Raw genomic sequence first — 24,848 nt, 5'->3', positions numbered from 1 at the left:
CGCGGGTCATTCCTTGCGGCGCACCGAGGCTTCGACGAGATCCAGGACCGCGGAGAGGTTCTCGTTGGTGTGGCCGGAGGCGATCCGGGCGATGAGGCCGTCGAGGACCAGGTCGAGATAGCCGAGCAGGACGTCGGTGGGGACGTCGTCGCGCAGCGCGCCCGCGGCCTTGCGCCGCTCCAGGCGGGCCAGTGTCGCCGCGGTCAGCTCGGCGGAGCGCTGGGTCCAGCCCGCGCGGAACTCGGGATCGGTGCGCAGCCTGCGCGCGATCTCCAAACGGGTGCCGAGCCAATTGAATTGCTCGGGGTGGGCGAGCATGTCGCGCATCACCTGCACGATGCCCTGGTTGGCCGCGACGTCGGCCATGCGCTCGGCGTCCTCCTGCGCGAGCGCGAGGAACAGCGCGTCCTTGTCGCGGAAGTGGTGGAAGATGGCGCCGCGAGACAGTCCGATGGCCTCTTCCAAACGGCGCACGGTGGCGCCGTCGTAACCGTATTCGGCAAAGCAGCGCCGCGCCCCGTCGAGGATCTGGCTGCGCCGGGCGGCGAGGTGGTCATCGCTGACCTTGGGCATGAGCGTGGCTCCTCTGAAAGGGTGACGCTGCGGGATGCGGAGAAGTCCGCGCACCGCCGTGGCGATGCGCGGACCTTCCGCACTGGCGACAGGGCTCATCCCCGCATGCGCGGGGAGGCCGTTCTCAGCCCCTGATCATGTTCCGCAGCACGTACTGCAGGATGCCGCCGTTGCGGTAGTAGTCGGCCTCACCGGGGGTGTCGATCCGGACCACCGCGTCGAAGGTGACCTTCTCACCGCTCTCCTTGGTGGCGGTCACCTTCAGGGTCTTCGGAGTCACACCCTCGTTCAGCTTGGTGATGCCCTCGATGTCGAAGACCTCGGTGCCGTCCAGGCCCAGCGACTTGGCGCTCTCACCGGCCGGGAACTGCAGCGGGATGACGCCCATACCGATGAGGTTGGAGCGGTGGATGCGCTCGAACGACTCGGTGATGACCGCCTTCACGCCGAGCAGACGGGTGCCCTTGGCCGCCCAGTCACGGGACGAACCCGAGCCGTACTCCTTGCCGCCCAGCACGACCAGCGGGATGCCCGCGGCCTGGTAGTTCTGCGAGGCGTCGTAGATGAAGGCCTGCGGGCCGCCCTCCTGGGTGAAGTCGCGGGTGTAACCGCCCGAGACGTCGTCCAGCAGCTGGTTGCGCAGCCGGATGTTGGCGAAGGTGCCGCGAATCATCACCTCGTGGTTACCGCGACGCGAGCCGAGGGAGTTGTAGTCCTTGCGCTCCACGCCGTGCGCGTCGAGGTACTGCGCGGCCGGGGTGCCTGGCTTGATCGGACCGGCCGGGCTGATGTGGTCGGTGGTGACCGAGTCGCCCAGCAGCGCGAGGACGCGAGCGCCCTTGATGTCGGCGACCGGCGACGGCTCCAGCTCCATGCCGTCGAAGTACGGCGCCTTGCGGACGTAGGTCGAGTTCTCGTCCCACGCGAAGGTGTCGCCCTCCGGGGTGGACAGGTTCTGCCAGCGCTCGTCGCCCTTGAAGACGTCGGCGTAGGACTTGGTGAACATGTCGCGGTTGATCGCCGACTTGATGGTGTCGTCGATCTCCTGCGGGGACGGCCAGATGTCGCGCAGGTAGACGTCGTTGCCCTCGGTGTCCTTGCCGAGCGCGTCGGTCTCGAAGTCGAAGTCCATGGTGCCCGCGAGCGCGTAGGCGATGACCAGCGGCGGCGAGGCCAAGTAGTTCATCTTCACGTCCGGCGAGATACGACCCTCGAAGTTGCGGTTACCGGAGAGCACCGCGGTGACCGAGAGGTCGTTGTCGTTGATCGCCTTGGAGATCTCCTCCGGCAGCGGGCCGGTGTTGCCGATGCAGGTGGTGCAGCCGAAACCACCCACGTAGAAGCCGAGCTTCTCCAGGTACGGCCACAGGCCGGCCTTCTCGTAGTAGTCGGCGACGACCTGCGAGCCGGGGGCCATGTTGGTCTTGACCCACGGCTTGGAGGACAGGCCCTTCTCCACCGCGTTGCGGGCAAGCAGGGCAGCGCCGAGCATGACCGACGGGTTGGAGGTGTTGGTGCAGGAGGTGATACCCGCGACCACGACGGCGCCGTGATCGAGCACGAAGTCGCCACGCTCGGGGTCGGAGACCTTGACCGGCTTGCTGGGGCGGCCTTCGGCGCCGTTGGCGGCGGTCGGCAGCACGGCGTCGTCCTCGGCGAAGGACAGCACGGCCGGATCGCTGGCCGGGAAGGACTCCTCGACGGCCTCGTCCAGCTGGGTGTGCGGCGCGGTGTCACCCTCGGTGACGTAGTTGTAGATGTCCTTGCGGAAGGCGATCTTGCTCTCCGACAGCAGGATTCGGTCCTGCGGGCGCTTCGGGCCTGCGATGGACGGCACGACGGTGCTCAGGTCCAGCTCCAGGTACTCCGAGTAGGCGGGCTCGTGGTCGGCGTCGTGCCACATGCCCTGCTCCTTGGCGTACGCCTCGACGAGCGCGAGCTGCTCGTCGGTGCGGCCGGTGAGGCGCAGGTAGTTGATGGTCTCCGCGTCGATCGGGAAGATCGCCGCGGTGGAGCCGAATTCGGGGCTCATGTTGCCGAGGGTGGCGCGGTTGGCCAGCGGCACCTCGGCGACGCCCTTGCCGTAGAACTCGACGAACTTGCCGACCACACCGTGCTTGCGCAGCATGTCGGTGACGGTGAGCACGACGTCGGTGGCGGTCACGCCCGGCTGGATCTCACCGGTCAGCTTGAAGCCGACGACGCGCGGGATCAGCATGGAGACCGGCTGGCCGAGCATGGCGGCCTCGGCCTCGATGCCGCCGACGCCCCAGCCGAGCACGCCGAGGCCGTTGACCATGGTGGTGTGCGAGTCGGTGCCGACGCAGGTGTCGGGGTAGGCCTGGCCGTTGCGGACCATGACGGTGGGCGCCAGGTACTCGATGTTGACCTGGTGCACGATGCCCATGCCCGGCGGGACGACGCGGAAGTCGTCGAAGGCGCCCTGGCCCCAGCGCAGGAACTGGTAGCGCTCGCCGTTGCGCTCGTACTCGAGCTCGACGTTGCGCTCCAGCGCGTCGGCGCGACCGAAGACGTCGAGGATGACCGAGTGGTCGATGACCATGTCGGCGGGGGAGAGCGGGTTGACCTTGTTCGGGTCGCCGCCGAGGGCGGTGACGGCCTCACGCATGGTGGCGAGGTCGACGACACAGGGCACGCCGGTGAAGTCCTGCATGATCACGCGGGCCGGGGTGAACTGGATCTCGGTGTCGGGCTCGGCCGACGGATCCCAGTTCGCGATGGCGCGGATGTGGTCGGCGGTGATGTTCGCGCCGTCCTCGGTGCGGAGCAGGTTCTCCGCGAGGACCTTCAGTGCGTAGGGGAGTTTCTCGGTGCCGGGCACGGCCGAGAGACGGAAGATCTCGTAGGAGTTGCTTCCGACCTCGAGGGTGCCCTTGGCGCCGAAAGTATCGATACTTGTCGTCACGTCAGCTCCACTCGTCTGTGAGGGTTGGCCACCGGCGGGGCTGTGCCGGCGACTCGAGTCTTTGGAGGGGCTCCTGCGCCTGGGAGAGCGCCGGTTCCTCGCGCCACGACTCTAACAGTACGCTTGTCCTGTGAAACACGCGGGGGCCGGTCGGCGTGGCGGGTGGCACTGGCCGAACATCGGGTCGCGTACTGTGCTTTCGAGCTAGCCGGGGTAGTAGTTAGCTCACCCTGCAGTGTTGGATGCCCGTCGCAGCGCCCGCTGACGCGGCTCGACAGACCGGATGGAAGATGGCCCCCTCGTACACCTCGGTGTTCTCCCCCATGGTCGCGGAACTGCCGCCCACCATCAACGACAGCGCGTTGCGGACCATCAAGGCCGATGTCGCCGACAATCACGTGGCGACGCCGAAGGGGAAGGACCAGGCGGGACTCGAGGCGGTCGTGGCGGACGCGCGGGCCAACGGCATCCCGCTCAGCATCGTGGTGATTCCCGGCAATCCCGGCCACGACTCCAATCTACGGGACCTGGCCACCGAGATCGGCAAGACCGAACACGGCACCGTCGTGGTGCTCAGCGACGACTGGGTCGGCACCTACAGCGATTCCATCAGCCGGGTGAAGCTCGAGTGGGCCGAGGACGCCGCCAAGAGCAAGCAGGGCAACTCGGTCGAGGCCGCGCGGATCTTCGTCGGCCGCCTCGAAGAGCCGGAGACCTTCTCCTGGACCGCGATCACCAGCGTGTTGCTGGCCGGTACCGCACTCGTCGTCGCCGGTCTGTACTGGGTGAAATCCCGGCGTTCCGCGGCCGAATCCGCCGCCGAGCGCGACGGCCTCGGCGCTTCCGCTCGATAAGCGGTCTCCCTTTCGCCACTTTTCCTGACGACCGGTCTGTTTTCTCCCCCTAACTCCGATCGGCGATCCGGCTAATTCTCGGCAATGCGCAAATTACGTGCATGTCATTATGTTGCTGGTGTTTTCTTGGTGAAAGAAGTGTCGTACGGTTCAAGTGGTTACCGATGGGGAACAAGTTTCGTAAAGGGTTACCCGCCGCCCAGTGAGCTTGTTGGTGCGGTTGGGGCTCGTGAGGCGAAGCCGCGTTCGAGTCCTTGGGAGGTGCCATGCACAAAAAAGGTCCGACTGGTCGGTCGCGCCGACTATCGGTCGCTCTGTGGTTGCTCGTCTCCGTCGCCGTGGTGCTGACCGCGGGACCGACCGCCGCTGTGCCGCCCGCGCCGCCCAATCCGAGCGACGGTGAGATCGCCGCGGCGGGCGCCCGCGTCGACGCGGGCGTCACCGAGGTCGGCGCGCTGATCAACCAGGTCGGCACGGTGAATCAGCAGTTGCGGGAACTCGACGACGCGGTGGCCCGCAAGCGCGAGGAAGTCAACAAGGCGCTCGTCGACTTGCAGAACGCGCGGGAAGTGGCCGACGCGGCCGCCGCCGCTGTCGTACAGACCCAGGCCGATCTCTCCGACGCCGGGACCAAGGTCGCGCAGGCGCGGCGCAATTTCGACGAGTTCGCGACCCAGGCCTACACCCGACCGTCCTCCGGCTCGATGGTCACCTATCTGGCGGCCTCGTCGCCCGGCGGCGCGATCGACCGCTCCCAGGTGCTCGGCCTGGTGACGAAGAACCAGCAGCAGGTGCTCGACGCGCTGCGCCGCGCCCAGATCGAACAGGGCAACCGGAATTCCACCGCGCGCCAAGCCAAATCGGAGGCCGACGCGGCCGCCGCGGTGGCCGAGCAGAAGAAGAACGACGCCGAGCACGCGGTCGCCGCGGCCAAGGCCGAACTCGATCAACAGACCGTGCGGCGCGACACCCTGCTGCGTGAGCGCGACGCCGCGCAGGGCAGGCTCGACATCGCCCGCGCCAACGTCGCCGGGCTACAGGGCCAGCGTGAGGCGTTCCTGGCCTGGGACGAACAGCGTCGCGCCGAAGAGGCCGCGATTCGCGCCGCCGCGTCGGCCGCGGCCGCCCGCGCCGCCGCCGACCAGGCCGCGCGCGACCGGGCCGCCCAAGCGGGCGACGGCAGGCGCCCGCACACCCAGCTCGAGAACGCCCCCGCACCGAGACAGAGCACGCCGCGACCGAGCGGGCCGACGGCACGCGGCTCGCAGGCGGTGGAAATCGTGGTGGACCGGGCGCTTTCGCAATTGGGCGTGCAGTACGCCTGGGGCGGCGGTGACGAGAACGGGCCGACGCTCGGCATTCGCGACGGCGGCGTTGCCGACAGCCACGGCGATTACAACAAGGTCGGCTTCGACTGCTCGGGCCTGATGATCTACGCCTTCGCGGGCATCGGCGTCTCGCTGCCGCACTACAGCGGCTATCAATACAACGCGGGCACCCGCGTTCCGGTGGACGAGCGAGCCCGCGGCGACATGCTGTTCTGGGGGCCGAGCGGCAGCCAGCACGTCGCGCTCTACCTCGGCGACGGAAAGATGGTCGAGGCGCCGCAGTCCGGCGACGTGGTGAAGGTTTCGCCGGTCAGGGAAAGCGGCATCATGCCCTACGCGGTGCGCATCGTCTCCTGAGAATCGGCCATCGATCCGGCGCGAATTCCACTGATACCGGAGCCGGTTGCGGCATGCTGCGCGAATACCTGGAATAGTTGGGGCGAGCACGCACGAGACCAAGGCGAAAGCGGGGATGTTGGTGACTTCGACGGACAGCGTGAGCGGGGCGGATCTGGCGAAAGGTGCGCCGGAGCCCGCGTCGGGCACCCTGGAGCGTGACGTTCAGACCCTGGAGAAGGCGATCTACGAGGTCAAGCGGGTTATCGTGGGCCAGGATCGGCTCGTCGAACGGCTGCTCGTCGGCGTCCTCGCGCGCGGCCACGTGCTGCTCGAGGGCGTGCCCGGCATCGCGAAGACCCTGGCCGTCGAGACCTTCGCCAGGGTGGTCGGCGGTTCGTTCGCCCGCGTCCAGTTCACCCCCGACCTGGTGCCGACCGACCTGATCGGTACCCGCATCTACCGCCAGGGCCGCGAGGAGTTCGACACCGAACTCGGCCCGGTCGTTGCCAATTTCGTGCTCGCCGACGAGATCAACCGCGCGCCTGCCAAAGTGCAGTCCGCGCTGCTCGAGGTGATGGCCGAACGGCACGTGTCGATCGGCGGCAAGACCTACCCGATGCCGGATCCGTTCCTGGTCATGGCGACTCAGAACCCCATCGAGAGCGAGGGCGTCTACCCGCTGCCCGAGGCGCAGCGCGACCGCTTCCTGTTCAAGGTCGTCGTCGACTACCCCTCCGTCGAGGAGGAGCGCGAGATCATCTACCGGATGGGCGTCACGCCGCCGGAGGCCAGGCAGGTGCTCGGCCCGGAGGACCTGATCCGGCTGCAGAAGGTCGCGGCCAACACCTTCGTGCACCACGCGCTGGTCGACTACGTGGTCCGGGTGATCGCGGCGACCCGCAAGCCGCTCGACTTCGGCATGCCCGACGTGGCGAACTGGATCGCCTACGGCGCCTCGCCGCGCGCCAGCCTCGGCATCATCGCCGCGGCCCGCGCGGTGGCGCTGATCCGCGGCCGCGACTACGTGGTGCCGCAGGACGTGGTCGAGGTGATCCCGGACGTGCTGCGCCACCGTCTCGTGCTGTCCTACGACGCGCTGGCCGACGAGGTCAGCCCGGAGGACGTCATCAAGCGGGTGCTGCAGACCGTCGGCCTGCCGCAGGTCGCGCCGCAGGCGGTGCACTCCGGCGCCCAGTCCGCGCCCGCGCCCGCCGCGCCGCAGCCCCCGCACCAGCAGCAGATTCCGCAGCCGCCGCAGCAGGGCCAGCCGCAGATGGCCCCGGCCGCCGGCAACCACCAGACCAAGTGACGGCCGCGTCGGCCGCGCCCGAGGTTTCCCGAGTGACAACGTCATCGCACGCACCGCCGTCGTTCCGGGCCGGAGAACTGACCGACCCGCGGCTCTCGGCGGCGCTGAGAACCCTGGAGCTGACCGTGCGCAGGCGCCTGGACGGCGTGCTGCACGGCGACCACCTCGGCCTCATTCCCGGACCGGGCTCCGAGCCCGGCGAATCCAGGATGTACCAGCCGGGTGACGATGTGCGCCAGATGGATTGGTCGGTCACCGCCCGCACCACGCATCCGCACGTGCGGCAGATGATCGCCGATCGCGAGCTGGAGACCTGGATGGTCGTCGACCTCTCGGCCAGCCTCGACTTCGGCACGGCTGCCTGCCAGAAGCGCGATCTGGCGATCGCGGCCGCCGCGGCGATCACCCACCTCACCAGCGGCGGCGGCAACCGGATCGGCGCGGTCGTCGCCACCGGCGAGCAGTTGGTGCGAATTCCCGCGCGCAGCGGGCGGATTCACGCCCAGTCGCTGCTGCGCGGCGTGGCGACCACCCCGCACGCCCGCGACGGTGTGCGCGGCGATCTGCGCGGCGCCATCGAGTCGCTGCGCCGCCCGCAGCGCAAACGCGGTCTCGCGGTGATCATCTCCGACTTCCTCGGCGAGATCGATTGGCAGCGTTCGCTGCGCGCGATCTCCGCGCGGCACGATCTGCTCGCGGTCGAGGTGCTCGACCCGCGCGATCTGGAGCTGCCCGACGTCGGCGACGTGGTGCTGCACGATCCGGAGACCGGCCGCACCCGCGAGTTCAGCGTGACGCCCACGCTGCGGACCGATTTCGCGGCCGCCGCCCAGCGACACCGCGAGCAGGTCGAGCAGGCGCTGCGCAGCTGCGGCGCGCCGGTGCTCACCCTGCGGACCGACCGGGACTGGATCGCCGACGTGGTCCGTTTCGTTTCCACCCGGCGTCACAGCTTCGGCGCCCCGACCGGGCGGGTGCCGCGCCAGTGAGTATTTCGCATTTCACCGCACTGATCTGGCTCGGTTTCCTCGCGGTCGTCGTGCTGATCGCGCTCGGCTACGTGCTGGTGCAGCGCAGCAGGCACCGCCAGATGCTGCGCTTCACCAACATGGAACTGCTGGAGAAGGTCGCGCCTGCGCGGCCGAGTCCGATCCGGCACGTGCCGATCGCGCTGATGCTGGTCGGACTGATGTTCCTGACCGTCGCCGCTGCCGGGCCGACGGCGGTCAAGAAGGTGCCGCGCAACCGCGCGACCGTCGTTCTCGTGATGGACGTTTCGCTGTCCATGGAGGCCACCGACGTGCCGCCGACCAGGCTCCAGGTGGCCCAGGAAGCGGGCAAGGAATTCGTCGACGGACTGACCCAGGGCATCAACCTCGGCTTCGTCACCTTCGCGGGCACCGCCTCGGTCATGGTGTCGCCGACGACCAACCGGGAATCGGTCAAGGCCGCCATCGACAACATCAAGCTGGCCGAGCGCACCGCGACCGGCGAGGGCATCCTGACGGCCCTGCAATCCATCGACACCCTGGCCACCGTGCTCGGCGGAGCGGAGACCCCGCCGCCCGCGCGGGTCGTGCTGATGTCGGACGGCAAGCAGACCGTGCCGGACGACAAGGACGTCGACAATCCGAGGCACGCGTTCACCGCCGCCCGCCTCGCCAAGAACAAGGGCATTCCGGTGTCGACGATCTCCTTCGGCACCGAATGGGGTTCGGTGGAGATCCCGGACCAGGACGGTCAGGGCTCGCAGCGGGTCAAGGTGCCCGTCGACAACGACTCGTTGCGCGAGATCGCCCAGCTGTCCGGCGGCGAGTTCTACACCGCCTCCAGCCTCGAAGAACTCACCGCCGTCTACGACACCCTCGAAGAGCAAATCGGCTACGAGACGACCCGCGGCGACGCGAGCAGGCCGTGGCTGCTGCTCGGCATGCTGGTCGTCGCCGCGGGCATCGTTACCGGCTTGCTCTATCGTCAACGCCTGCCGTAGCGCCGCGCTCGCTGTGGCATCGCACAGGGTTGCGGTGCCCGGAGCCCGGCGTACGAACCCGAACAGATAGGTTGATGCTTATGTCGAACATCACATCCCGGTCGGTCCTGGTGACCGGTGGCAACCGTGGCATCGGACTCGCTGTCGCGCAGCGCCTGGCAGCCGACGGCCACAAGGTGGCCGTCACTCATCGCGGATCGGGGGCGCCGGACGGGCTGTTCGGCGTGAAGTGCGATGTCACCGACAGCGCGTCGGTCGACGCCGCGTTCGCCGAGGTCGAGGCGCATCAGGGCGCTGTCGAGGTGCTTGTCGCCAACGCGGGCATCGTCGACAACACGCTGCTCATGCGGATGAGCGAGGAGCAGTTCACCCGCGTCATCGACGCCAACCTGACCGGCGCGTGGCGCTGCGCCAAGCGCGCCAACCGCGCCATGCTGCGGGCCAAGTTCGGCCGGATCATCTTCCTCGGTTCGGTGGTCGGCCTCGGCGGTGGTCCGGGCCAGGTCAACTACGCGGCCTCCAAGTCCGGCCTGATCGGCATGGCGCGTTCGATCACCCGCGAGATCGGTTCCCGCAACATCACCTCCAACGTGGTCGCCCCCGGCTTCATCGAGACCGACATGACGCGCGAGGAGGTCACCGAGGAGATGCGCGAGGTGGTCCTGAAGTACGGCGTGCCCGCCGGCCGTCCTGGTCAGCCCGAAGAGGTCGCCGCGGCGATCAGCTTCCTCGCCTCCGACGACGCCTCCTACATCAACGGCGCGGTCATCCCGGTCGACGGCGGCATGGGCATGGGCCACTAGTACTTTCGTTCCCGGGCACGCTGCCCCGAACACCGCGGCGCCGCGCGCCGGGACGATGTCCCGCGCGCGGCGGGGCGACAACTCGACTTTCAACTTCAGGAGAACCGAGAACTCATGGGCGGACTGCTCGAAGGCAAGACCATCCTGGTCACCGGCATCATCACCGACGCGTCGATCGCGTTCCACGCGGCCGCGGTCGCGCAGGAGCAGGGCGCGAAGGTCGTCATCACCGGCATCCCGGAGCGGCTGCGGCTGATCGACCGGATCGCGAAGCGGCTGCCCAAGGAGGTCCCGCCCGCCATCGGGCTCGACGTCACCAGCGAAGAGGATCTGGCCGGGCTGGCCGACAAGCTGCGCGAGCTGGCGCCGGAGGGCATCGACGGCGTGCTGCACTCGATCGCGTTCGCGCCGCGCACCCTGATGGGTCCGGAGGCCCGTCCTTTCCTGGACGGTCCCGGCCCCGACGCCGCCAAGGCGTTCGAGATCTCCGCGTGGAGCTACGCCTCGCTGGCCCGCGCGGTGCTGCCCGTCATGAACGAAGGCGGCTCCATCGTCGGCATGGACTTCGACCCGCGCACCGCGATGCCGTACTACAACTGGATGGGCGTGGCAAAGGCGGCGCTGGAGTCGGTGAACCGCTACGTCGCCCGCGAGGTCGGCGTCGCCAAGCGGGTCCGCTCCAACCTGATCGCCGCGGGCCCGATCAAGACCCTGGCCGCCAAGGCCATCGCGGGCACCGCCACCGACGACGCGGCCAAGCTGAACCAGCTCAACACCTACTGGGACGGCGCGTCGCCGATCGGCTGGGACGTCGACGACCCGACCGTGGTCGCCAAGTCGATCGTCGCGCTGCTCTCGGATTGGCTGCCCGGCACCACCGGCTCGATCATCTACGTCGACGGCGGCGCCAGCCACAACACCTGGTTCCCGGAGAACATGCCCGTCAACTGAGTTCGTAACGGAGGAGATGCCGTGGCACCGGCCGTCGACGCACTGCTGCTGCTGTCCTTCGGCGGCCCGGAGCGGCCCGAGGACGTGATGCCGTTCCTGGAGAACGTCACTCGGGGCCGCGGGGTGCCGCGCGAGCGACTCGAAGAGGTCGCGCAGCACTACCTGCACTTCGGCGGGGTGTCGCCGATCAACGCGCTCAACCGCGACATCATCGCCGCGGTCGAGCGCGAATTCGCCGCCGCCGGAATCGAACTGCCGGTGTACTTCGGCAACCGCAACTGGCATCCCATGGTCGAGGACACCGTCGCGCGGATGGCCGCCGACGGTGTCCGCACCGCGCTGGTGTTCCCGACCTCCGCCTGGGGCGGCTACTCCGGCTGCCTCCAGTACCACGAGGACATCGTCAGGGCGCGAACGGCATTCGGCGACGACGCGCCGGAACTGGTGAAGCTGCGCCAATACTTCGACCACCCGCTGCTGATCGAGGCGTTCGCCGACGCGATCCGCGCCGCGGTGGCAGAGATCCCCGCCGAGCGCCGCGACGAGGTCCGCTTGGTGTTCACCGCGCACTCGATCCCGGTATCCGCCGACGCCACCGCGGGCCCGCCCGCCGAGGGCGGTGGACTGTACAGCCGCCAGGTCGCGGAAGCGGCCCGGTTGTGCGCGGCCGCAACCGGATTCGGCGACTACGACCTGGTCTGGCAGTCGCGCTCGGGCCCGCCGCAGGTGCCGTGGCTGGAGCCCGACATCGTCGACCATCTCGAGGAGCTGTCCGGCAAGGGCGTAGCGGCGGTGGTGGTCTGTCCCGTCGGTTTCGTGTCGGATCACCTCGAGGTCATCTGGGATCTCGACAACGAAGCCAAGGACAAGGCCGCCGAACTCGGCATGGCCTTCGCCCGCGCCGCCACACCCGGCGCCGACCCGCGATTCGCGCGACTGGTGGCGGAGCTGATCGGTGAGCACATCGGCGGCGTCGCACCGCGCCGGCTCGGTGCGGTGCCGGGTTACGGCTGCACCCGCAATGGGGAGCCGTGCGCTATCGGTTGCTGCGCACCGGCCCGCGGCGGGCGGCCCGCGCGGAACTGAGTTTCGATCGCTGGCGACAACGCGTTGTCCGCGGCTGCATTCGGGTGCGCGATGGGGGTGCGAGGCGTCTTCCTAGAGCGGCGGCGACGGCAAACGGCTCTGGCCCACACCGGTTTCGGTGTGGTTCAGCCCCTGCGGTAGCATCGGAGCCCGGCCTTCGGGAGGAGGGCCGACCGTAACTCGTATCGGGGAGGCCCTTTCGTGTATCTAGATCTGCTCGCCAACGCCGATCTCCTGGCGGACGGCGCCGTGTGGATGTCGGCGGCGGATTCCTTGGAAGCCCGTCGCGGCGGGGGCGGCAGCAGTGGCGGCGACGTCGATGTCGAAGTCTCCGAATACGTCATGTGGATCATCCTCGCGATCGTGGTGATCGTCGTTCTGGTGCTGGTGATCCGCTACTTCAGCAAGAAGAGCTCCGAAACCCCGCCGCCGCCACCACCGCAGCAGCTGCCGCAGTACCCGCAGCAGCAGTACGGGCACCAGCAGCACTACGGGCAGGCGCCCTACGCGCAGCAGCATCAGCAGGCGCCGTACCCGCAGCAGCAGCCGCACTATCCGCCGCCGTATCCGCAGCAGCCCTATCCGCCGCAGTACCAACAGCAGCCGTACCCGCAGCAGCCGTACGCCCAGCAGCAGTACCCACCGCGCTACTGACAGGGAATCAGCGCGACTGCGCCGGTGACGCCGTGCTCATCGGTGTCCGATGTGACTGCCCGGCAAGAGGATTCGCGGTTCGCGGGTCCGTTCGGAACCCGCCTCTCGATGGGGGAGCAGTCCGCGCTCGGGGTGGGTGAATCCAATCCACCCCGAGCGGGTCGAAACCTACTGCGCCGCTTCCAGATACACCGGCAGCGTGCGATGCCCGTTGGAGACGAAGCTGCCCACCGGCAGCAGCTCCGCCGGGTCGACGGCCAGCCGCATGTCCGGGAAGCGCTGGAAGATCGCGGGCAGCGCGATCTCCGCTTCCAGCCGGGCAAGGGGAGCGCCGAGACAGTGGTGCGCGCCGTGGCCGAACGCGAGGTGTTCCTTGTTCGCTCGGCGCACGTCGAACTCGTTCGTGGTCGCGCCGTGCACCTTCGGGTCGCGGCTCGCCGCGGCGTAGGACGCCAGGATCGCCTCACCCTTCGGGATGCGGATGTCGCCGATCCCGATGTCCTCCACCGCGTAACGCAACGGCAGATGCGCGACGGGCGACTCGTAGCGCAGCGTCTCCTCCACCACGTCCGACCACGGCACCCGGCCCGCGACGACGTCCGCGCGCTGGCTCTCGTGCGTGAGCAGCGCGAAGATCGCCTGGTCGAGCAGGTTGACCGTGGTCTCGTGCCCGGCGTTGATCACCAGCATCAGGGTGTCGACGAGTTCCTTCTCGGTGAGCTGGGAGCCGTCCTCGTCGCGGGTGGCGATCAGCACGCTGGTGACGTCGTCACCTGGGTTGTCCCTCCGGTGCGCCACCAGCTGGCTGACGAGCCCGTACATCTCCATGTAGTTCGCCACACCTTCGTCGGGACCGAGCGAGGTGTCGAAGAATCCGTCGACGCACTTGCGCAGCCCGGGGCCGAGGAACTCCGGAACCCCGAGCAGCTCGGTGATCACCTGAATCGGCACCGGGTAGGCGAAACCCTCACGCAGATCGGCGGATTCGCCGCGCGGGGTGGCGGCGAGGGCGTCGAGCAGCTGGGTGGTGATCTCCTCGATCCGCGGTCGCAGGGCCGCGGTGCGCCGATGGGTGAACGCGGGCGCGACCAGTTTGCGCAGGCGGCGGTGGTCCGGGCCGTAGGCGGTGAACATGTTGTCGACGGCCACCCACGGGTGCAGCGGCCACGCCTCGGTGATCTCGCCGTTGATGAACGCGGACCAGTGCTGCCGCGCGTCCTTCGAGACCCGAGGGTCGGCCAGCAGGCTCTTGAGCACGGCGGCGTCGGTCACCGACCACGCGGGCACGCCGCCGGGCAGCTCCACCAGCGCGGCGGGACCGCGCTCGCGGATCCGTGCGGACTCGCCCTGGATATCAGCGCCGGTCAGATCCAGGACTATCGGTTCGTACTCCATCGGTGGCTCCTTACACCAGATTCAACGGAGGGGATGGGGGAAAGACGACCGGTAGCGCCGTCATGGCGCGGTGGAAAGGCCCTGGCCGCCAGGTCAATTCGGTGGCGGGCACGGCGAGCTCCAGCTCGGGCAGCGCGTCGAGCAGCTGATCGATGGCGTCCTGCACCACGAGGTACGCCACCGACCGCGCCGGGCAGGCGTGCGGTCCGGCGCCCCACGCCAGGTGCGAGCGGTTGCCCGTGCGGTCACCGCCGCGCACGGCGGGATCGTTGTTGCTCCCGGCGAGGCTGATCAGGACCGGCTGGTGCGCGGGCAGCCAGGTGTTGTCGATCAGGATCGGCTGGCGCGGGTAGGTGATGGAGAAGTTCGCCATCGGCGGGTCGTTGAACAGCACCTCGTCCAGCGCGTCCCGGGTGGACAGGCTGCCGCCGAGCACGTGTCCGCCGAACCGGTCGTCGGTGAGCATCAGCAGCAGCGTGTTGGTGATCAGGTTCTGCTGCGGTTCGATTCCCGCGCCGTAGAAGCTGATCAGCTGACAGAGCATCTCCTCGTCGTCGAGCTTGGCGGGATGGTGCGCCAGTCGCGAGGTGACGTCGTCGCCCGGCTCCGCGCGCCGCAGCGTGATCAGCTCCATCAGCGCGGCGCTGAGCATCTCCATGCCGCGCGCGGCCTCGACGGTGTCGAAGAGCATCGCCATGCCGGTCGCCACGCGCTGGCCCAGCTCGGCCGAGCAGCCGACCATCTGGTTCAGCACCTCGAAGACGAGCGGGAAGGCGTACTGGGTGACCAGATCGGCCGAGCCCGCCTCGCAGAAGGTGTTGATCAGCGGGATGGCGATCTGCTCGACGGTGGCGTGCAGCGCGTGTAGGTCGATGCCGTCGATGCTCGCGACGTAGGCCTGCCGGTAGCGCGCGTGCACCGCACCGGCGTTGCGCAGCGCGTTCGGGTACCACTCCATCATCGGTTTGACGGGGCAGTCGTCCGGAATGTCCTTCTGCCACATCCGCGGGTCGGCGGGGAAGTGGTCCGGGTCGTTGAGGATGCGCAGTGCGGTGCTGTACCCGACGATCAGCGTCGCGGGCACGTTCGGCGCCAGTTCGATGGGGACCACCGAACCGTACTTGCGGCGCATGTCGTCGTAGGCGCCGTGCGGGTCGGCGGCGAATTCCGGTGCGTGCAACGGGATCCGGGGGCCGTCGGCGCCGATCGGGGATCCGTGCTGGACCGGGCAGACTCCGGGGGCGGTGGCGTGCGGCGCGGTGACCGCGGACTGTGACGTGGTCAAAAGACGGTACTCCAGACGAGGGACATGAGCTCCGCGTCGAGGGCCGGAACTCGGCTGGGGCGTACCGTGATTCACCAGGGCCACCGCACAGTGCCTGCCGGACAGGCGATCTGGGCTGCGACCACCGTCGATCCGGACAAGCTCTGACCAAGCGTCCAGAACTCGACAACTCGCCCACGTTAGCAGTTGGGTGTGAGGTCATCTGTCGATGTGGCGAAAATTGGTTAGCACACGGAAGTAACGCGCGTCCGAAAAGGCCTGTTCACCGCGGGGTGTGCGGCGCTGCGAAAGGCGCTGAGATCGACCGTGTTTCGTGGGGGCGGTGCGAACTAGTTCCCGCGCGCGGCCGCGTGCACCGCGACGAGCCGGGCCGCGCGGATCGCGTCCCACAGCGGGCGCAGCAGCGTCTCCTGCGCGCCGATGGCGCTTGCGGAGGTCGGTGCGGACGCCGGTTCCCGTTGCGCCACCGTCAGTATCGCGGCCACGTGGTCGGCGGTGTCGAGAATGCGCTTGGCACGCAGCGGGATCGAGGTCGGGTAGTCGTGCCTTGCGTAGTCGGCGAGTTCGGCCTCGATGAGTTCGCGCGGATCGGAATCGCCTGCGCCGACCGCGGTGGTGTGCAACTGCATGAGCGCGTCGGCGGCGTCGCGAACGGCCTCGCGCATGGCGTATTCGGCCTCGCCGAGCGACATGTCCGGGCCGGGGGCGGGCGGGATCGGGGTGCTGTAGAGCGTCCATTGCAACGTGTCGTCGTCGGGCCACCGCGGGATCAGCCCGGTGCCCTCGGTACCCGGCACGCCGACGAGCAAGCCCTCCTCGGCCTCGATGGCGTCGGCGCTGAATACGGTGCCGGGCGGTAGTCCGCGCACGTCGCCGGGCACCGGAAGCACGAGGCGCAGCTGCGCGCCTGGCTGGGCCATGGCCTCGCGAATGACCTTGAGCAGCGCCATGACACCGGATCCGGGCAGCGTGGTGCGCGATGACCACGGCAGGTCGGTGCGCGCGCCGGTCATCGGGTCGCCCGCCGCGATGGTGTGCCGCGGCGCCCACGCGTGCAGCGCCTCCAAGACGTCGTCGGGCGCACTGCACCCGGCCAGCCAGGAGCCGGCCCACACCGTCAGCGTGGCACTAGGAGAGCACATAATTATCGAGCATAAACGCTTCGGGCTACCGGCGGGCATCGGCGCACGAGCCCTCGTGAGCTGCGCGCACCCGCCGATTCGGGGCCGCGGGACGGCACCGCATCCACCGGTCGCGCGGCGGGTGCCGGGGCTACTCCGGTTCGGTGACGAAGTCGATCAGGCGTTCGACCGCGCCGATGAGCGGCGCCTCCAGATCGCGGAAGGACTCGACCGCGTCGTAGACCCTGCGCCACCCGTCCTGCGGGGTGCCCCAGCCGAGGCGACGGCAGACACCGGTCTTCCAATCCTCGCCGCGCGGCACCTCGGGCCAGGCGTCGATGCGCACCGCCGCGGGACGCACGGCCTGCCACACATCGATGAACGGGTGCCCTGTCACCAGCACGTACGGGCCGAGACCGGTGGTGAGCTGGGTTTCCTTGGAGCCGGTGACCAGGTGGTCGACCAGCACGCCGACCCGGCGGCCGGGACAGGGCTCGAACTCGGCCAGCCGCGCGGCCAGATTGTCCAACCCTTCCAGGTGCTCGACCACCACGCCCTCGACCCGCAGATCGTGGCCCCACACCCGCTCCACCAGGGCGGCGTCGTGCACACCTTCCACCCAGATCCGGCTGGCCTTGGCGACCTGGGCGCGCAAGCCCGCCACCCGGGTGGAGCCGGAGGCTGACCTGGTCGGCTGCTTCGGCGCGGCGACCGCGGGGCGCACCAGGGTGACCGGCTCACCGTCGATGAGGAAGGCCGCCTCCCGCATCGCGAACAGCCGCACCGCACCGCGCGCGTCCTCCAGCTTGACGAACTCGCCGTCGTAGCTGCGATCGAATCCGACCACGGCGCCGCAGAATCCGCTTGCCGCGTCCTCCACCACGAGGTCGCGTTCGGCGGTCACCTTCGGCACCGCCCGCTTCTTGGTTCTCTCGTGCCCGGCGAAGATGTCGCCGTACCTGTCGCGCGTACCCACGCGCCCGAAACTACCGGGTCTCGAACCGATCTTGCGGTTAGAGTGGGTTGCGTGGCCGCAATAGCTTGGCTGGTCGCGGGCATTCTGCTCGTGGCCGCAGAGATGCTCACCGGGGACCTCACGCTGCTGATGATCGGCGTCGCGGCCCTCGGTACGGCGGGGGTGAGCGTCGCGGCGGACACCTCGCTGGTGGTGGACGCGGTGGTCTTCGCGGTGATCACCGCGGTGCTGATGCTCGGGGTGCGGCCGGTGCTGCGCCGCAGGTTCGGCACGCCGCCGCCGATTCCGACGAATGTCGATGCGCTGCCGGGGAAGTCGGCCCTGGTGCTGGAGGAAGTAGCCGCCCATTCCGGCCGGGTGAAGCTGGGCGGCGAGGTGTGGACCGCGCGGCCGATGAACCCGGACGAGGTGTACGAGCCGGGCGCGACCGTGTACGTCATGAAGATCGACGGCGCGACGGCCGTCGTCTGGAAGGGGCCGTAATGGCTGTATTGATCGTCGCCGCCGTGCTCGTCCTTTTGGTCGTGGTGGTGGTGTTCAAATCGATCGCGCTGGTGCCACAGGCCGAGGCGGCGGTCATCGAACGGCTCGGCAGGTACTCGCGGACGGTATCGGGCCAGCTGACGTTCCTGGTGCCGTTCGCCGACCGGATCCGCGCCAAGGTGGACCTGCGCGAGCGCGTGGTGTCCTTCCCACCGCAGCCGGTGATCACCCAGGACAACCTGACGTTGCAGATCGACTCGGTGGTGTATTTCCAGGTCACCAGCCCGCAGGCCGCGGTCTACGAGATCAGCAACTACATCGCCGCTGTCGAGCAGCTCACCGTCACCACGCTGCGCAACGTGGTCGGCGGCATGACGCTGGAGGAGACGCTGACCTCCCGTGACCAGATCAACAACCAGCTGCGCGGTGTGCTCGACGAGGCCACCGGACGCTGGGGCCTGCGCGTGGCGCGCGTCGAGCTCAAGGCCATCGATCCGCCGCCGTCGATTCAGGAGTCGATGGAGAAGCAGATGAAGGCCGACCGCGAGAAGCGTGCGATGATCCTCACCGCGGAAGGCACCCGCGAGTCGCAGATCAAGACGGCCGAGGGCGCCAAGCAGGCGCAGATCCTGGCCGCCGAGGGCGCCAAGCAGTCCGCCATCCTCGGCGCCGAAGGTGAACGGCAGAGCCGCATCCTGCGCGCCCAGGGTGAGCGCGCCGCCGCCTACCTGCAAGCCCAGGGCCAGGCGAAGGCGATCGAAAAGGTCTTCGCCGCAATCAAATCCGGCAAGCCGACGCCGGAACTGCTTGCCTACCAGTACATGCAGACGCTGCCGATGGTGGCCCGCGGCGACGCCAACAAGGTGTGGCTGGTGCCGAGCGATTTCGGCAAGGCGCTGGAAGGCTTCGCCAAGAGCTTCGGCTCGCAAGGTGAGGACGGCGTCTTCCGCTACGAGCCGCCCGCCGACGACTCGGCGCCGCCCAAGGTCGAGGACGATTCCGATGTCGCCGACTGGTTCGACACCGCCTCGGATCCCACCATCGAACGTGCCGTCCGCGCGGCGGAGGCCACCGCGCGCCAGCCCGTCGAGGGTCTGACGCCCACCCCGCCGCAGCGTTCTGTCGAGCCCTCGCCGCACCAGCAGGTCGTTCCGCCCACCGAGTCCGGTCCCGCGCAACAGCAGCCGCCGCAACCCCCGGCCTACCGCCCGGACGACCCGCACGGCCGCCCGTGGCAGCCGCCGGAGAACTACCGGCAGTAAGATCGTTGCGCACCGCCCCGTCGCTCACCATCGAGCGGCGGGGCGGTGCGCGTGATGCGTGGGCCCAAGGAATCGGGGGCAGCGCGGTTTTCGGCGTGTTCGGCCGAAAACGTCCGGCACCACGGATAATCGGTGCGTGCCTGTGTGCGGACGGACATCCGGGGGACCATGCTGACACGGAGGGCGTTGCTGCTAGCGGCGTTGGTCGCGCCGCTGGCGGGCTGTGGCACGGGTGTGCTCGGCACACCGGGCGCGGCGCGTATCGCCGTGTCCTGGAGCGGTTCCGAGCTCGCGGCGTTCCGCGCGGTGCTCGACGCGCTGCACCTGTCGGGCTCGGTCGACGCGATCCCGCTCGGCGACGAGATCGAGACGGCGCTGACCGGCGGACGGTCGGCACCGGAGCTGGTCATGCTGCCGCAGGCGGGGCGAGTGCGCGAGCTTGCCGAGGACGGCGTACTGCGCGACGTTCCCGAATCGCTGTGGCTCGACGAGGTCGAGAAGCCTTGCTATTCGGGGGTCTGGGCGGAACTGCTCTATCACGAAGGACGTCCGTACGGCGTGCCGTTCAAGGCGGCCGACAAGTCTATGGTCTGGTTCGACCGAGAGTCGGCGCTCGAGTGCGAGGTCGGCACCCCGGCGCTGTGGACGCTGGATTTCTGGCTCGACCGCATCGAATTCCTCGCCGGGACGGACCGGCGGCTGCTGGCGCTGGCCGCGGCGGACGGGTGGGCGCTGACCGATCTGTTCGAGAACCTGCTCTACGCGCACGACCCGGAAACCTATGCGGCGCTTGCCGCGCACGGCGCGGCGGCGGTGTGGGAGAAGGACGCGGTGCGTGCCGCCCTGCACCTGCTCGGCTCGTGGGCGGCGAACCCAGCGGCCTTCGCAGGCGGGCTCGGCACCGCCCTGACCATGCAGTTCTCCGACGCCGTCCGGGAGGTGTTCGAGCGCAGGCGAGCGGTGATGGTGGTCGCGCCCGATTTCGCCGAGCCGGTCGTGCGCAAGGCCGTCGTGCGATCGGGACGCAACCCCGCGAAGGTGGTCGGGGTGGCGGCGTTTCCCGGTCTCGCGCCCGGCGGACCGCGCCCGCGCATCCTCGGCGGCGACGTCCTCGTGCTCACCCCGTCGGCGGACGACGGCGCGAAACGGGTACTCGCCGCGCTGGCCGCGCCCTCGGCTCCGCTGCCGTGGATCAACGGCTTCCACGGTTTCCTCGCGCCGAACACGCGGACCGACGCCGCGTATTCGCCGTTTCTGCGGCCGTCGGCCGAACGGCTCGGCGACACCGCGATATTCGGCCCGCGCGACCAAGTGGTGTTCGACCTGTCGGACCAGATCGGAGCGCTCGGCGGACGAAACGGGTTGTGGCGCATACTCACCGAGTTCCTGATCGCTGTCGACGGTGACTCGTTCGCCATCGGTCCCGCGGTGAACGACGCGGTCTCGGCGCTGGCCGACCGGGCGAGGACTCGATGACGACGCCACCCGGATTCCTCAGCCACGGACTGCATCTCGAGCTCGCCACCCGGCGCATGCGCGGTGCGTTGATCGGCGGACGCCAGCCGTGGCGCGGCTGGGGATGGGCGCGGGTGGCGCCCGCGTGGCTGCTCGCGGCGCTGCTGCTGCTCGCCTCGGGCTGGACGGTCGCGAACGCCGGGATGCGGGTCGGTGCGCCGCTGTCGCTCGTCCTCGTCGGCGCCACGGTCCTGATCGCGGCGCGACTGTTCCCGTCCGGGACGCCGCGGGTCGTCGCGATGGTCGTCGCCGTTGTTCTGCTGTTGTCCGGACCGCTGCTGTTCGTGGTCGCCGCGAGCGGGGACACCCTGGCCGTCTACGGACGGACGATGCTCTTCGTGCTCGGCGGATTCGCGCTCATGGCGGCCGCGCTGTTCACCGCGTGGTGGAGTCGCGGCGTGCGGTGGCTGTGGCTGCCGCTGGTCTTGCCGTTCGGCGTCGCTGCCTTCGTCTCGGGCCTGGCGTTCCGGGTCATGTTCGACGCGGCGGTCCCCGAGGGCGATGTCGCCACGTTCCAGACCGGTTACCGCTGGATGCCGCTGATGGCGTTCTGGTGGACTTGGTTCGGCTTCCTCACCGGCATGTTCTCCGCTGGCCTTCGGGCGATCGAGACCGATTCCGTGCGGTGGGGCTATCTCAACGGCCCCACCGGTCGCTTCCGTTTCGTGTGGATGGCCTGGCGCGGAGTGCGACTCGTGCACCCGGTGGTACTGATCGCCGGGATCGCCGCGGTCGTCGCGGCGGCCAGGGTGTTCGATGTCATCCTCATCGGCATCCCCGCCGCCTACCAGTACGACACCGACAGCGCGACGGTGCGCTGGTGGCGGCTGGCGACCACCGACAGCACCGCGGCCGAGGTCGCGATCTACTCGGTACCGTTGGCCGTCCTGGTCGGCGTCTGCGCCTTCGCGCTCGGCAAGACCGGCGGTCCGCGCGAGCTTCGCTTGCCGCTGCGCCCGCGCTCGCACGAACCGCAGGCCGCGCGGCGGCCGGGCAGGCTCGTCGTCGGTTTCGCGGTGCTGATGGGTTTCGTCTCCGTCGCTCCGCTGCTGATGCTGGCCGGGGTCTCGATGCGCGGGCCGGATGGTTTCGGCTGGCCCGCGATCGGCCGGGTCTGGGAGGCCGGTCTGCCCTCGACTTTGGGAGTGACCGCCCTGGTGGCGACGGTCGCGACCGTGCTGGCGGTCTCGGCCGCGCTGCCGGTCGCGCGGTGGCTGGCGGCGACGCCGTCGGACACGGTGCGCGTTCGTCTGGTCATGGCCGTGCTGGTTGCGCTCGCCGTGCTGCCCGCCCAGATGTATCTCGGCCCGATCGACGAGGTGAGCGAAGCGTTGGAGCTGTCGGCGACGCAGTACCCGCTGATGCTGGTCCACGGTGCCGCGGGGCTGCCGGTCAGTGTGCTGATCCTGCGCGGTGCGATGCGGGCGGCCGAGGAGAACCCGGGTTCGGCCCCGCTGCACGGGCTGGCCAGGCCCGGCGCCGTGGCGCGACGACTGTGGGACGGGGCGGGGCGCGCCGTGGTCACCGCGGCGGTGCTGGAGTTCGTTCTGGTGTGGAACGACTTCTTCGTCAGCCTGATGATCAGCGGCGCGGGCGCGAGCCCGTGGTCGCTGCTGCTGTGGGGCGAGGCCCGCCAGTACGAGGAGAACCTGCCGCAGCTGGCCGCCGGGGCGCTGGTCTTCGCCATCGTCCCGGTCGCGTTGTTGCTCGCGACCTGGCGTCGATTCCTGGTGCCGGGGCTGACCGGGGGAGCGTTGCGATGATCGGACCGGACGGCGCGCCGCCGCCGTCGCCAGGGATCGCCGCGCCGCCACCTGCCCTGCTGCGTTTCCGGTTCGGCGGTGGTGCGTTGGCCGCGGCCGTGCTGCTCGGACTGGTCATCAACATCGTGTCCAGCCTGTTTCTGGAGCGCGGTGTCGGCGTGCTGCTCTCCGTGGGTCTGCTGGTGGTCGCGTTGCTCGCCGTGCTGCTCCTGGTCGGTCGGTGGCTGCGGGCCGAACGGCGCAGGCTCCGCGAAAGCCCGCACACCGCAAGGGAACTGGAACTGCTCAGCGACTTCGACGACGCGCGGACGCCGATCGGCGCCAACCCGACCGCACCGGCGCCGCCGCTGACGGCGGTGTCCGACGCCACCCACGAGGAGGCGGCGGTGCTCGGCGCGTTGCCGGTGCGCGAATACAGCGCGGCCGCGGTGCTGGCGGTGCTCACGGCGATCCTGGACGCGCCTGCGCGCGACCCGTCCGACGGAGCGCCGCCGCGGACGACCGCCCCATTGCTGCTCACCGAGCTGATCGAGAAGCGCTTCGTCGAGGTGGCCGGAGTGCCGCGGTCGGGAGTGCAGCAGTACTGGGTCGTCGCGGTGCCCGGTACGTCCAGCGCGGCCGACGACAGGGCCCGGCTTCGGTGGAGCGCCGCGATCACCACGCTCGTACGGCATCACGCCGACCGTGCCGAACGGTGGTCGATCGGGCTCGGGACGCCGCGTTTCGCCGCAGCGGGGCGCGGCTGGTTCGAGGCCGAGGAACCGTTCCTGCGGCGATTGGTGACCGAATGCGCGTCGCTCGGCGCTCGGCTGCCGAGAACCGCGGTGCCCAGCCTGATTCGCATCGGTGACGCGCTCGACGTCTGGCACGCACGGACCGGCGGGCACGACAGAGAACTCGCCGAGAAGCTCTCCGCGCTGCCCGATCTGGACGCGCTCGGCGCCCACGGAGCACAGGTCCTGGTACGCGCGGATCCGCAGGCCCCACCACCGCGCCGCAGCGGCGACCGCGGTCGCTACGCCGACCTGACGGCGCGTTACGAGCACGCGAAGGCGCTCGAGACGCTGGCGGATCCGTCGGCGACGTCCGCCGAGGACCTCGAGCAGGCGCGCAGGCGACTCGAGCGGGTCTGGTGGTTGCTTCCGCGCGAGGACATCCCCGGCGAGGTCTGCGCACTGATCAATCTCGGCGTCGTGCTGCTGCGTCAAGGTCTGCTCGACGACGCGCAGGACCGCTTGGAGCTGGCCGAGGCGCTGACCAGGCAGGGCCGCGACCCGGACGGCCGCGCCCACATGCACGAGATCCTCGGCCACGTCTGGTGGGCCCGCGGCGAGGCCGTCCGCGCGCTGCGCTGCTGGCGGCTCTCGCTCACCGCGTACCGCGCGCTGCGTGACGATCACGGAATCGCCCGCTGCCTCCAACATCTCGCCGCCGCCGTGATCGCCGATCCGCACTGCGCCGACGACGTGCTCGGCCACGACCCCGCCCTCCCACCCGGCCACGCGGTCGAACAGGCGACCGGCTGGCTGGCCGAGGCCAAGGCGCTGTATCCGGGCGCGCGGGTGGCGAATCACTATCGGGCGCGAGCGCTCCTGGCGTGCGGTGTTTCGCCGCGCCAGGACATCGACCGGTGGCCGCTGCCGCTCGAGGAGAACGTGCCGAGCCACTGAACCGCCTGCTCGCCCGGAAGGTGACGGCCCGCGGCGTCGTCGGGCGCGGCTGACCTGCGGATTCAGAATGTTTGCTGAAAAGTTGCGGTTATGGATCCGCCGGGCTACGGTTCAGCCAGTCGTTCACGCGATTCCTCTGATGGATACGAGCTTTTACCGGGAGATCGGAATGCAGAACCGGCCTGTAGCCGAGTCATTGCCCGCACTGCGTGCCGACGATCTCGCGACGAAGGAGTTCGACCGGGACGGCGTGCGGGTGTCGGTGGTGATCGGCCGTCCGGTGCAGTTCCCCGGACGTGCCGGATGGCGCTGCCGCGTTCGGGTCGAGCGGGGCTCGCGGCTCGAACAGTCGCAGGTCGTCGCGCCGACCGAGCGCGAGGTTCTGCGCCTGGCCATGGATTTGGTCACCGGCAGACTGGAACTCACCCAGGCGCAGTTCCTCGACGGCGCGGCCGTGCGCACCGAGGCGCTGCGACCGCTGCTCGACCCGGATCGGTGACCATCGCGGGTCAGGCCGAGTGCCGGAATCCGTCCGCGTCCGCCGAATCCGCGTCGGAATCCGGCG

At 69.6% G+C, this 24,848-nt stretch carries 21 protein-coding genes; 15 read left to right on the top strand and 6 right to left on the bottom strand.

The window, feature by feature from the left end; translation table 11 throughout:
* Window positions 1-6: 6 nt before the first annotated feature.
* Together CRP45_RS07640 and acnA are read right to left on the bottom strand one after the other, a co-directional pair.
* Window positions 7-573: a TetR/AcrR family transcriptional regulator gene (locus CRP45_RS07640; protein ID WP_067780864.1), complete on the bottom strand. Its 567-nt coding sequence runs from the start codon at window positions 571-573 to the stop codon at window positions 7-9.
* 124 nt (window positions 574-697) lie between these two features.
* The gene (gene acnA, locus CRP45_RS07635) at window positions 698-3,499 is read right to left on the bottom strand and encodes an aconitate hydratase AcnA (RefSeq protein ID WP_097244343.1); all 2,802 of its coding nucleotides are present in this window, start codon (window positions 3,497-3,499) and stop codon (window positions 698-700) included.
* Between the two features lie 290 nt (window positions 3,500-3,789).
* Between acnA and CRP45_RS07630 the strand changes: the two genes are divergently transcribed.
* From CRP45_RS07630 to CRP45_RS07590, 9 genes are all read left to right on the top strand, one after another.
* Complete coding sequence (locus CRP45_RS07630; protein ID WP_097244342.1) at window positions 3,790-4,353, top strand: Rv1476 family membrane protein; 564 nt, start codon at window positions 3,790-3,792, stop codon at window positions 4,351-4,353.
* A 266-nt stretch (window positions 4,354-4,619) separates the two neighbouring features.
* Window positions 4,620-6,038 (top strand): NlpC/P60 family protein, encoded by a 1,419-nt coding sequence (locus tag CRP45_RS07625; RefSeq protein ID WP_097244341.1) that lies wholly within the window; start codon window positions 4,620-4,622, stop codon window positions 6,036-6,038.
* A 115-nt stretch (window positions 6,039-6,153) separates the two neighbouring features.
* Complete coding sequence (locus tag CRP45_RS07620) at window positions 6,154-7,329, top strand: AAA family ATPase (protein WP_179830784.1); 1,176 nt, start codon at window positions 6,154-6,156, stop codon at window positions 7,327-7,329.
* Between the two features lie 32 nt (window positions 7,330-7,361).
* The gene (locus tag CRP45_RS07615; protein ID WP_097244340.1) at window positions 7,362-8,318 is read left to right on the top strand and encodes a DUF58 domain-containing protein; all 957 of its coding nucleotides are present in this window, start codon (window positions 7,362-7,364) and stop codon (window positions 8,316-8,318) included.
* The gene (locus CRP45_RS07610) at window positions 8,315-9,319 is read left to right on the top strand and encodes a VWA domain-containing protein (RefSeq protein WP_097244339.1); all 1,005 of its coding nucleotides are present in this window, start codon (window positions 8,315-8,317) and stop codon (window positions 9,317-9,319) included. Before CRP45_RS07615 ends, CRP45_RS07610 begins: the two co-directional genes overlap by 4 nt.
* An 80-nt stretch (window positions 9,320-9,399) precedes the next feature.
* Window positions 9,400-10,122 (top strand): 3-oxoacyl-ACP reductase FabG1, encoded by a 723-nt coding sequence (gene fabG1 / locus CRP45_RS07605; protein ID WP_084482554.1) that lies wholly within the window; start codon window positions 9,400-9,402, stop codon window positions 10,120-10,122.
* A gap of 114 nt (window positions 10,123-10,236) precedes the next feature.
* Window positions 10,237-11,073, top strand: coding sequence for an NADH-dependent enoyl-ACP reductase InhA (gene inhA, locus CRP45_RS07600; protein ID WP_067780885.1), 837 nt, complete (start codon window positions 10,237-10,239; stop codon window positions 11,071-11,073).
* 21 nt (window positions 11,074-11,094) lie between these two features.
* Window positions 11,095-12,159 carry a ferrochelatase gene (locus tag CRP45_RS07595; protein WP_097244338.1) on the top strand — a complete coding sequence of 355 codons (1,065 nt, stop codon included), beginning with the start codon at window positions 11,095-11,097 and terminating at the stop codon, window positions 12,157-12,159.
* A 201-nt stretch (window positions 12,160-12,360) separates the two neighbouring features.
* A complete protein-coding gene (locus tag CRP45_RS07590) occupies window positions 12,361-12,813 on the top strand; it encodes a hypothetical protein (RefSeq protein WP_097244337.1) in 453 nt (150 codons plus the stop codon).
* 168 nt (window positions 12,814-12,981) lie between these two features.
* Here CRP45_RS07590 and CRP45_RS07585 read toward each other — a convergent pair whose 3' ends face one another.
* From CRP45_RS07585 to CRP45_RS07570, 4 genes are all read right to left on the bottom strand, one after another.
* Window positions 12,982-14,208 carry a cytochrome P450 family protein gene (locus CRP45_RS07585; protein ID WP_097244336.1) on the bottom strand — a complete coding sequence of 409 codons (1,227 nt, stop codon included), beginning with the start codon at window positions 14,206-14,208 and terminating at the stop codon, window positions 12,982-12,984.
* Window positions 14,209-14,218: 10 nt separating this feature from the next.
* Window positions 14,219-15,493, bottom strand: a complete 1,275-nt coding sequence (locus CRP45_RS07580) for a cytochrome P450 family protein (protein ID WP_097244335.1) — start codon at window positions 15,491-15,493, stop codon at window positions 14,219-14,221.
* 329 nt (window positions 15,494-15,822) lie between these two features.
* Window positions 15,823-16,635: a hypothetical protein gene (locus tag CRP45_RS07575; protein WP_097244334.1), complete on the bottom strand. Its 813-nt coding sequence runs from the start codon at window positions 16,633-16,635 to the stop codon at window positions 15,823-15,825.
* Window positions 16,636-16,765: 130 nt separating this feature from the next.
* Window positions 16,766-17,590 (bottom strand): DUF3097 domain-containing protein, encoded by an 825-nt coding sequence (locus CRP45_RS07570; protein ID WP_097244333.1) that lies wholly within the window; start codon window positions 17,588-17,590, stop codon window positions 16,766-16,768.
* 51 nt (window positions 17,591-17,641) lie between these two features.
* Between CRP45_RS07570 and CRP45_RS07565 the strand changes: the two genes are divergently transcribed.
* The 6 genes from CRP45_RS07565 (at window position 17,642) to CRP45_RS07540 (ending at window position 24,782) form a co-directional block, all read left to right on the top strand.
* Window positions 17,642-18,073 (top strand): NfeD family protein, encoded by a 432-nt coding sequence (locus CRP45_RS07565; RefSeq protein WP_067780904.1) that lies wholly within the window; start codon window positions 17,642-17,644, stop codon window positions 18,071-18,073.
* Complete coding sequence (locus CRP45_RS07560; RefSeq protein WP_097244332.1) at window positions 18,073-19,335, top strand: SPFH domain-containing protein; 1,263 nt, start codon at window positions 18,073-18,075, stop codon at window positions 19,333-19,335. Before CRP45_RS07565 ends, CRP45_RS07560 begins: the two co-directional genes overlap by 1 nt.
* 168 nt (window positions 19,336-19,503) lie before the next feature.
* Window positions 19,504-20,811, top strand: coding sequence for a type 2 periplasmic-binding domain-containing protein (locus CRP45_RS07555; RefSeq protein ID WP_097244331.1), 1,308 nt, complete (start codon window positions 19,504-19,506; stop codon window positions 20,809-20,811).
* Window positions 20,808-22,613 carry an ABC transporter permease family protein gene (locus CRP45_RS07550; RefSeq protein ID WP_097244330.1) on the top strand — a complete coding sequence of 602 codons (1,806 nt, stop codon included), beginning with the start codon at window positions 20,808-20,810 and terminating at the stop codon, window positions 22,611-22,613. The genes CRP45_RS07555 and CRP45_RS07550 overlap by 4 nt, the downstream gene beginning before the upstream one ends.
* The gene (locus CRP45_RS07545; protein WP_097244329.1) at window positions 22,610-24,283 is read left to right on the top strand and encodes a tetratricopeptide repeat protein; all 1,674 of its coding nucleotides are present in this window, start codon (window positions 22,610-22,612) and stop codon (window positions 24,281-24,283) included. Before CRP45_RS07550 ends, CRP45_RS07545 begins: the two co-directional genes overlap by 4 nt.
* A 139-nt stretch (window positions 24,284-24,422) precedes the next feature.
* Window positions 24,423-24,782, top strand: coding sequence for a hypothetical protein (locus tag CRP45_RS07540; protein ID WP_245909964.1), 360 nt, complete (start codon window positions 24,423-24,425; stop codon window positions 24,780-24,782).
* Window positions 24,783-24,848: the final 66 nt, after the last annotated feature.

Source organism: Nocardia amikacinitolerans, assembly GCF_900215415.1.
Classification (GTDB): Bacteria; Actinomycetota; Actinomycetes; order Mycobacteriales; family Mycobacteriaceae; genus Nocardia; species Nocardia amikacinitolerans.
The sequence above is the reverse complement of the archived record's forward strand: the minus strand, read 5'-3'. Positions and strand labels throughout refer to the sequence as shown.

Excerpts from the sequence above, each read along its gene's own strand:
- CRP45_RS07640 (WP_067780864.1), bottom strand. The coding sequence starts at position 573 with ATGCCCAAGGTCAGCGATGACCACCTCGCCGCCCGGCGCAGCCAGATC.
- CRP45_RS07630 (WP_097244342.1), top strand. The coding sequence starts at position 3,790 with ATGGCCCCCTCGTACACCTCGGTGTTCTCCCCCATGGTCGCGGAACTG.
- CRP45_RS07625 (WP_097244341.1), top strand. The coding sequence starts at position 4,620 with ATGCACAAAAAAGGTCCGACTGGTCGGTCGCGCCGACTATCGGTCGCT.
- CRP45_RS07620 (WP_179830784.1), top strand. The coding sequence starts at position 6,154 with ATGTTGGTGACTTCGACGGACAGCGTGAGCGGGGCGGATCTGGCGAAA.
- fabG1 (WP_084482554.1), top strand. The coding sequence starts at position 9,400 with ATGTCGAACATCACATCCCGGTCGGTCCTGGTGACCGGTGGCAACCGT.
- inhA (WP_067780885.1), top strand. The coding sequence starts at position 10,237 with ATGGGCGGACTGCTCGAAGGCAAGACCATCCTGGTCACCGGCATCATC.
- CRP45_RS07585 (WP_097244336.1), bottom strand. The coding sequence starts at position 14,208 with ATGGAGTACGAACCGATAGTCCTGGATCTGACCGGCGCTGATATCCAG.
- CRP45_RS07575 (WP_097244334.1), bottom strand. The coding sequence starts at position 16,635 with ATGTGCTCTCCTAGTGCCACGCTGACGGTGTGGGCCGGCTCCTGGCTG.
- CRP45_RS07560 (WP_097244332.1), top strand. The coding sequence starts at position 18,073 with ATGGCTGTATTGATCGTCGCCGCCGTGCTCGTCCTTTTGGTCGTGGTG.
- CRP45_RS07555 (WP_097244331.1), top strand. The coding sequence starts at position 19,504 with ATGCTGACACGGAGGGCGTTGCTGCTAGCGGCGTTGGTCGCGCCGCTG.
- CRP45_RS07550 (WP_097244330.1), top strand. The coding sequence starts at position 20,808 with ATGACGACGCCACCCGGATTCCTCAGCCACGGACTGCATCTCGAGCTC.
- CRP45_RS07545 (WP_097244329.1), top strand. The coding sequence starts at position 22,610 with ATGATCGGACCGGACGGCGCGCCGCCGCCGTCGCCAGGGATCGCCGCG.
- CRP45_RS07540 (WP_245909964.1), top strand. The coding sequence starts at position 24,423 with ATGGATACGAGCTTTTACCGGGAGATCGGAATGCAGAACCGGCCTGTA.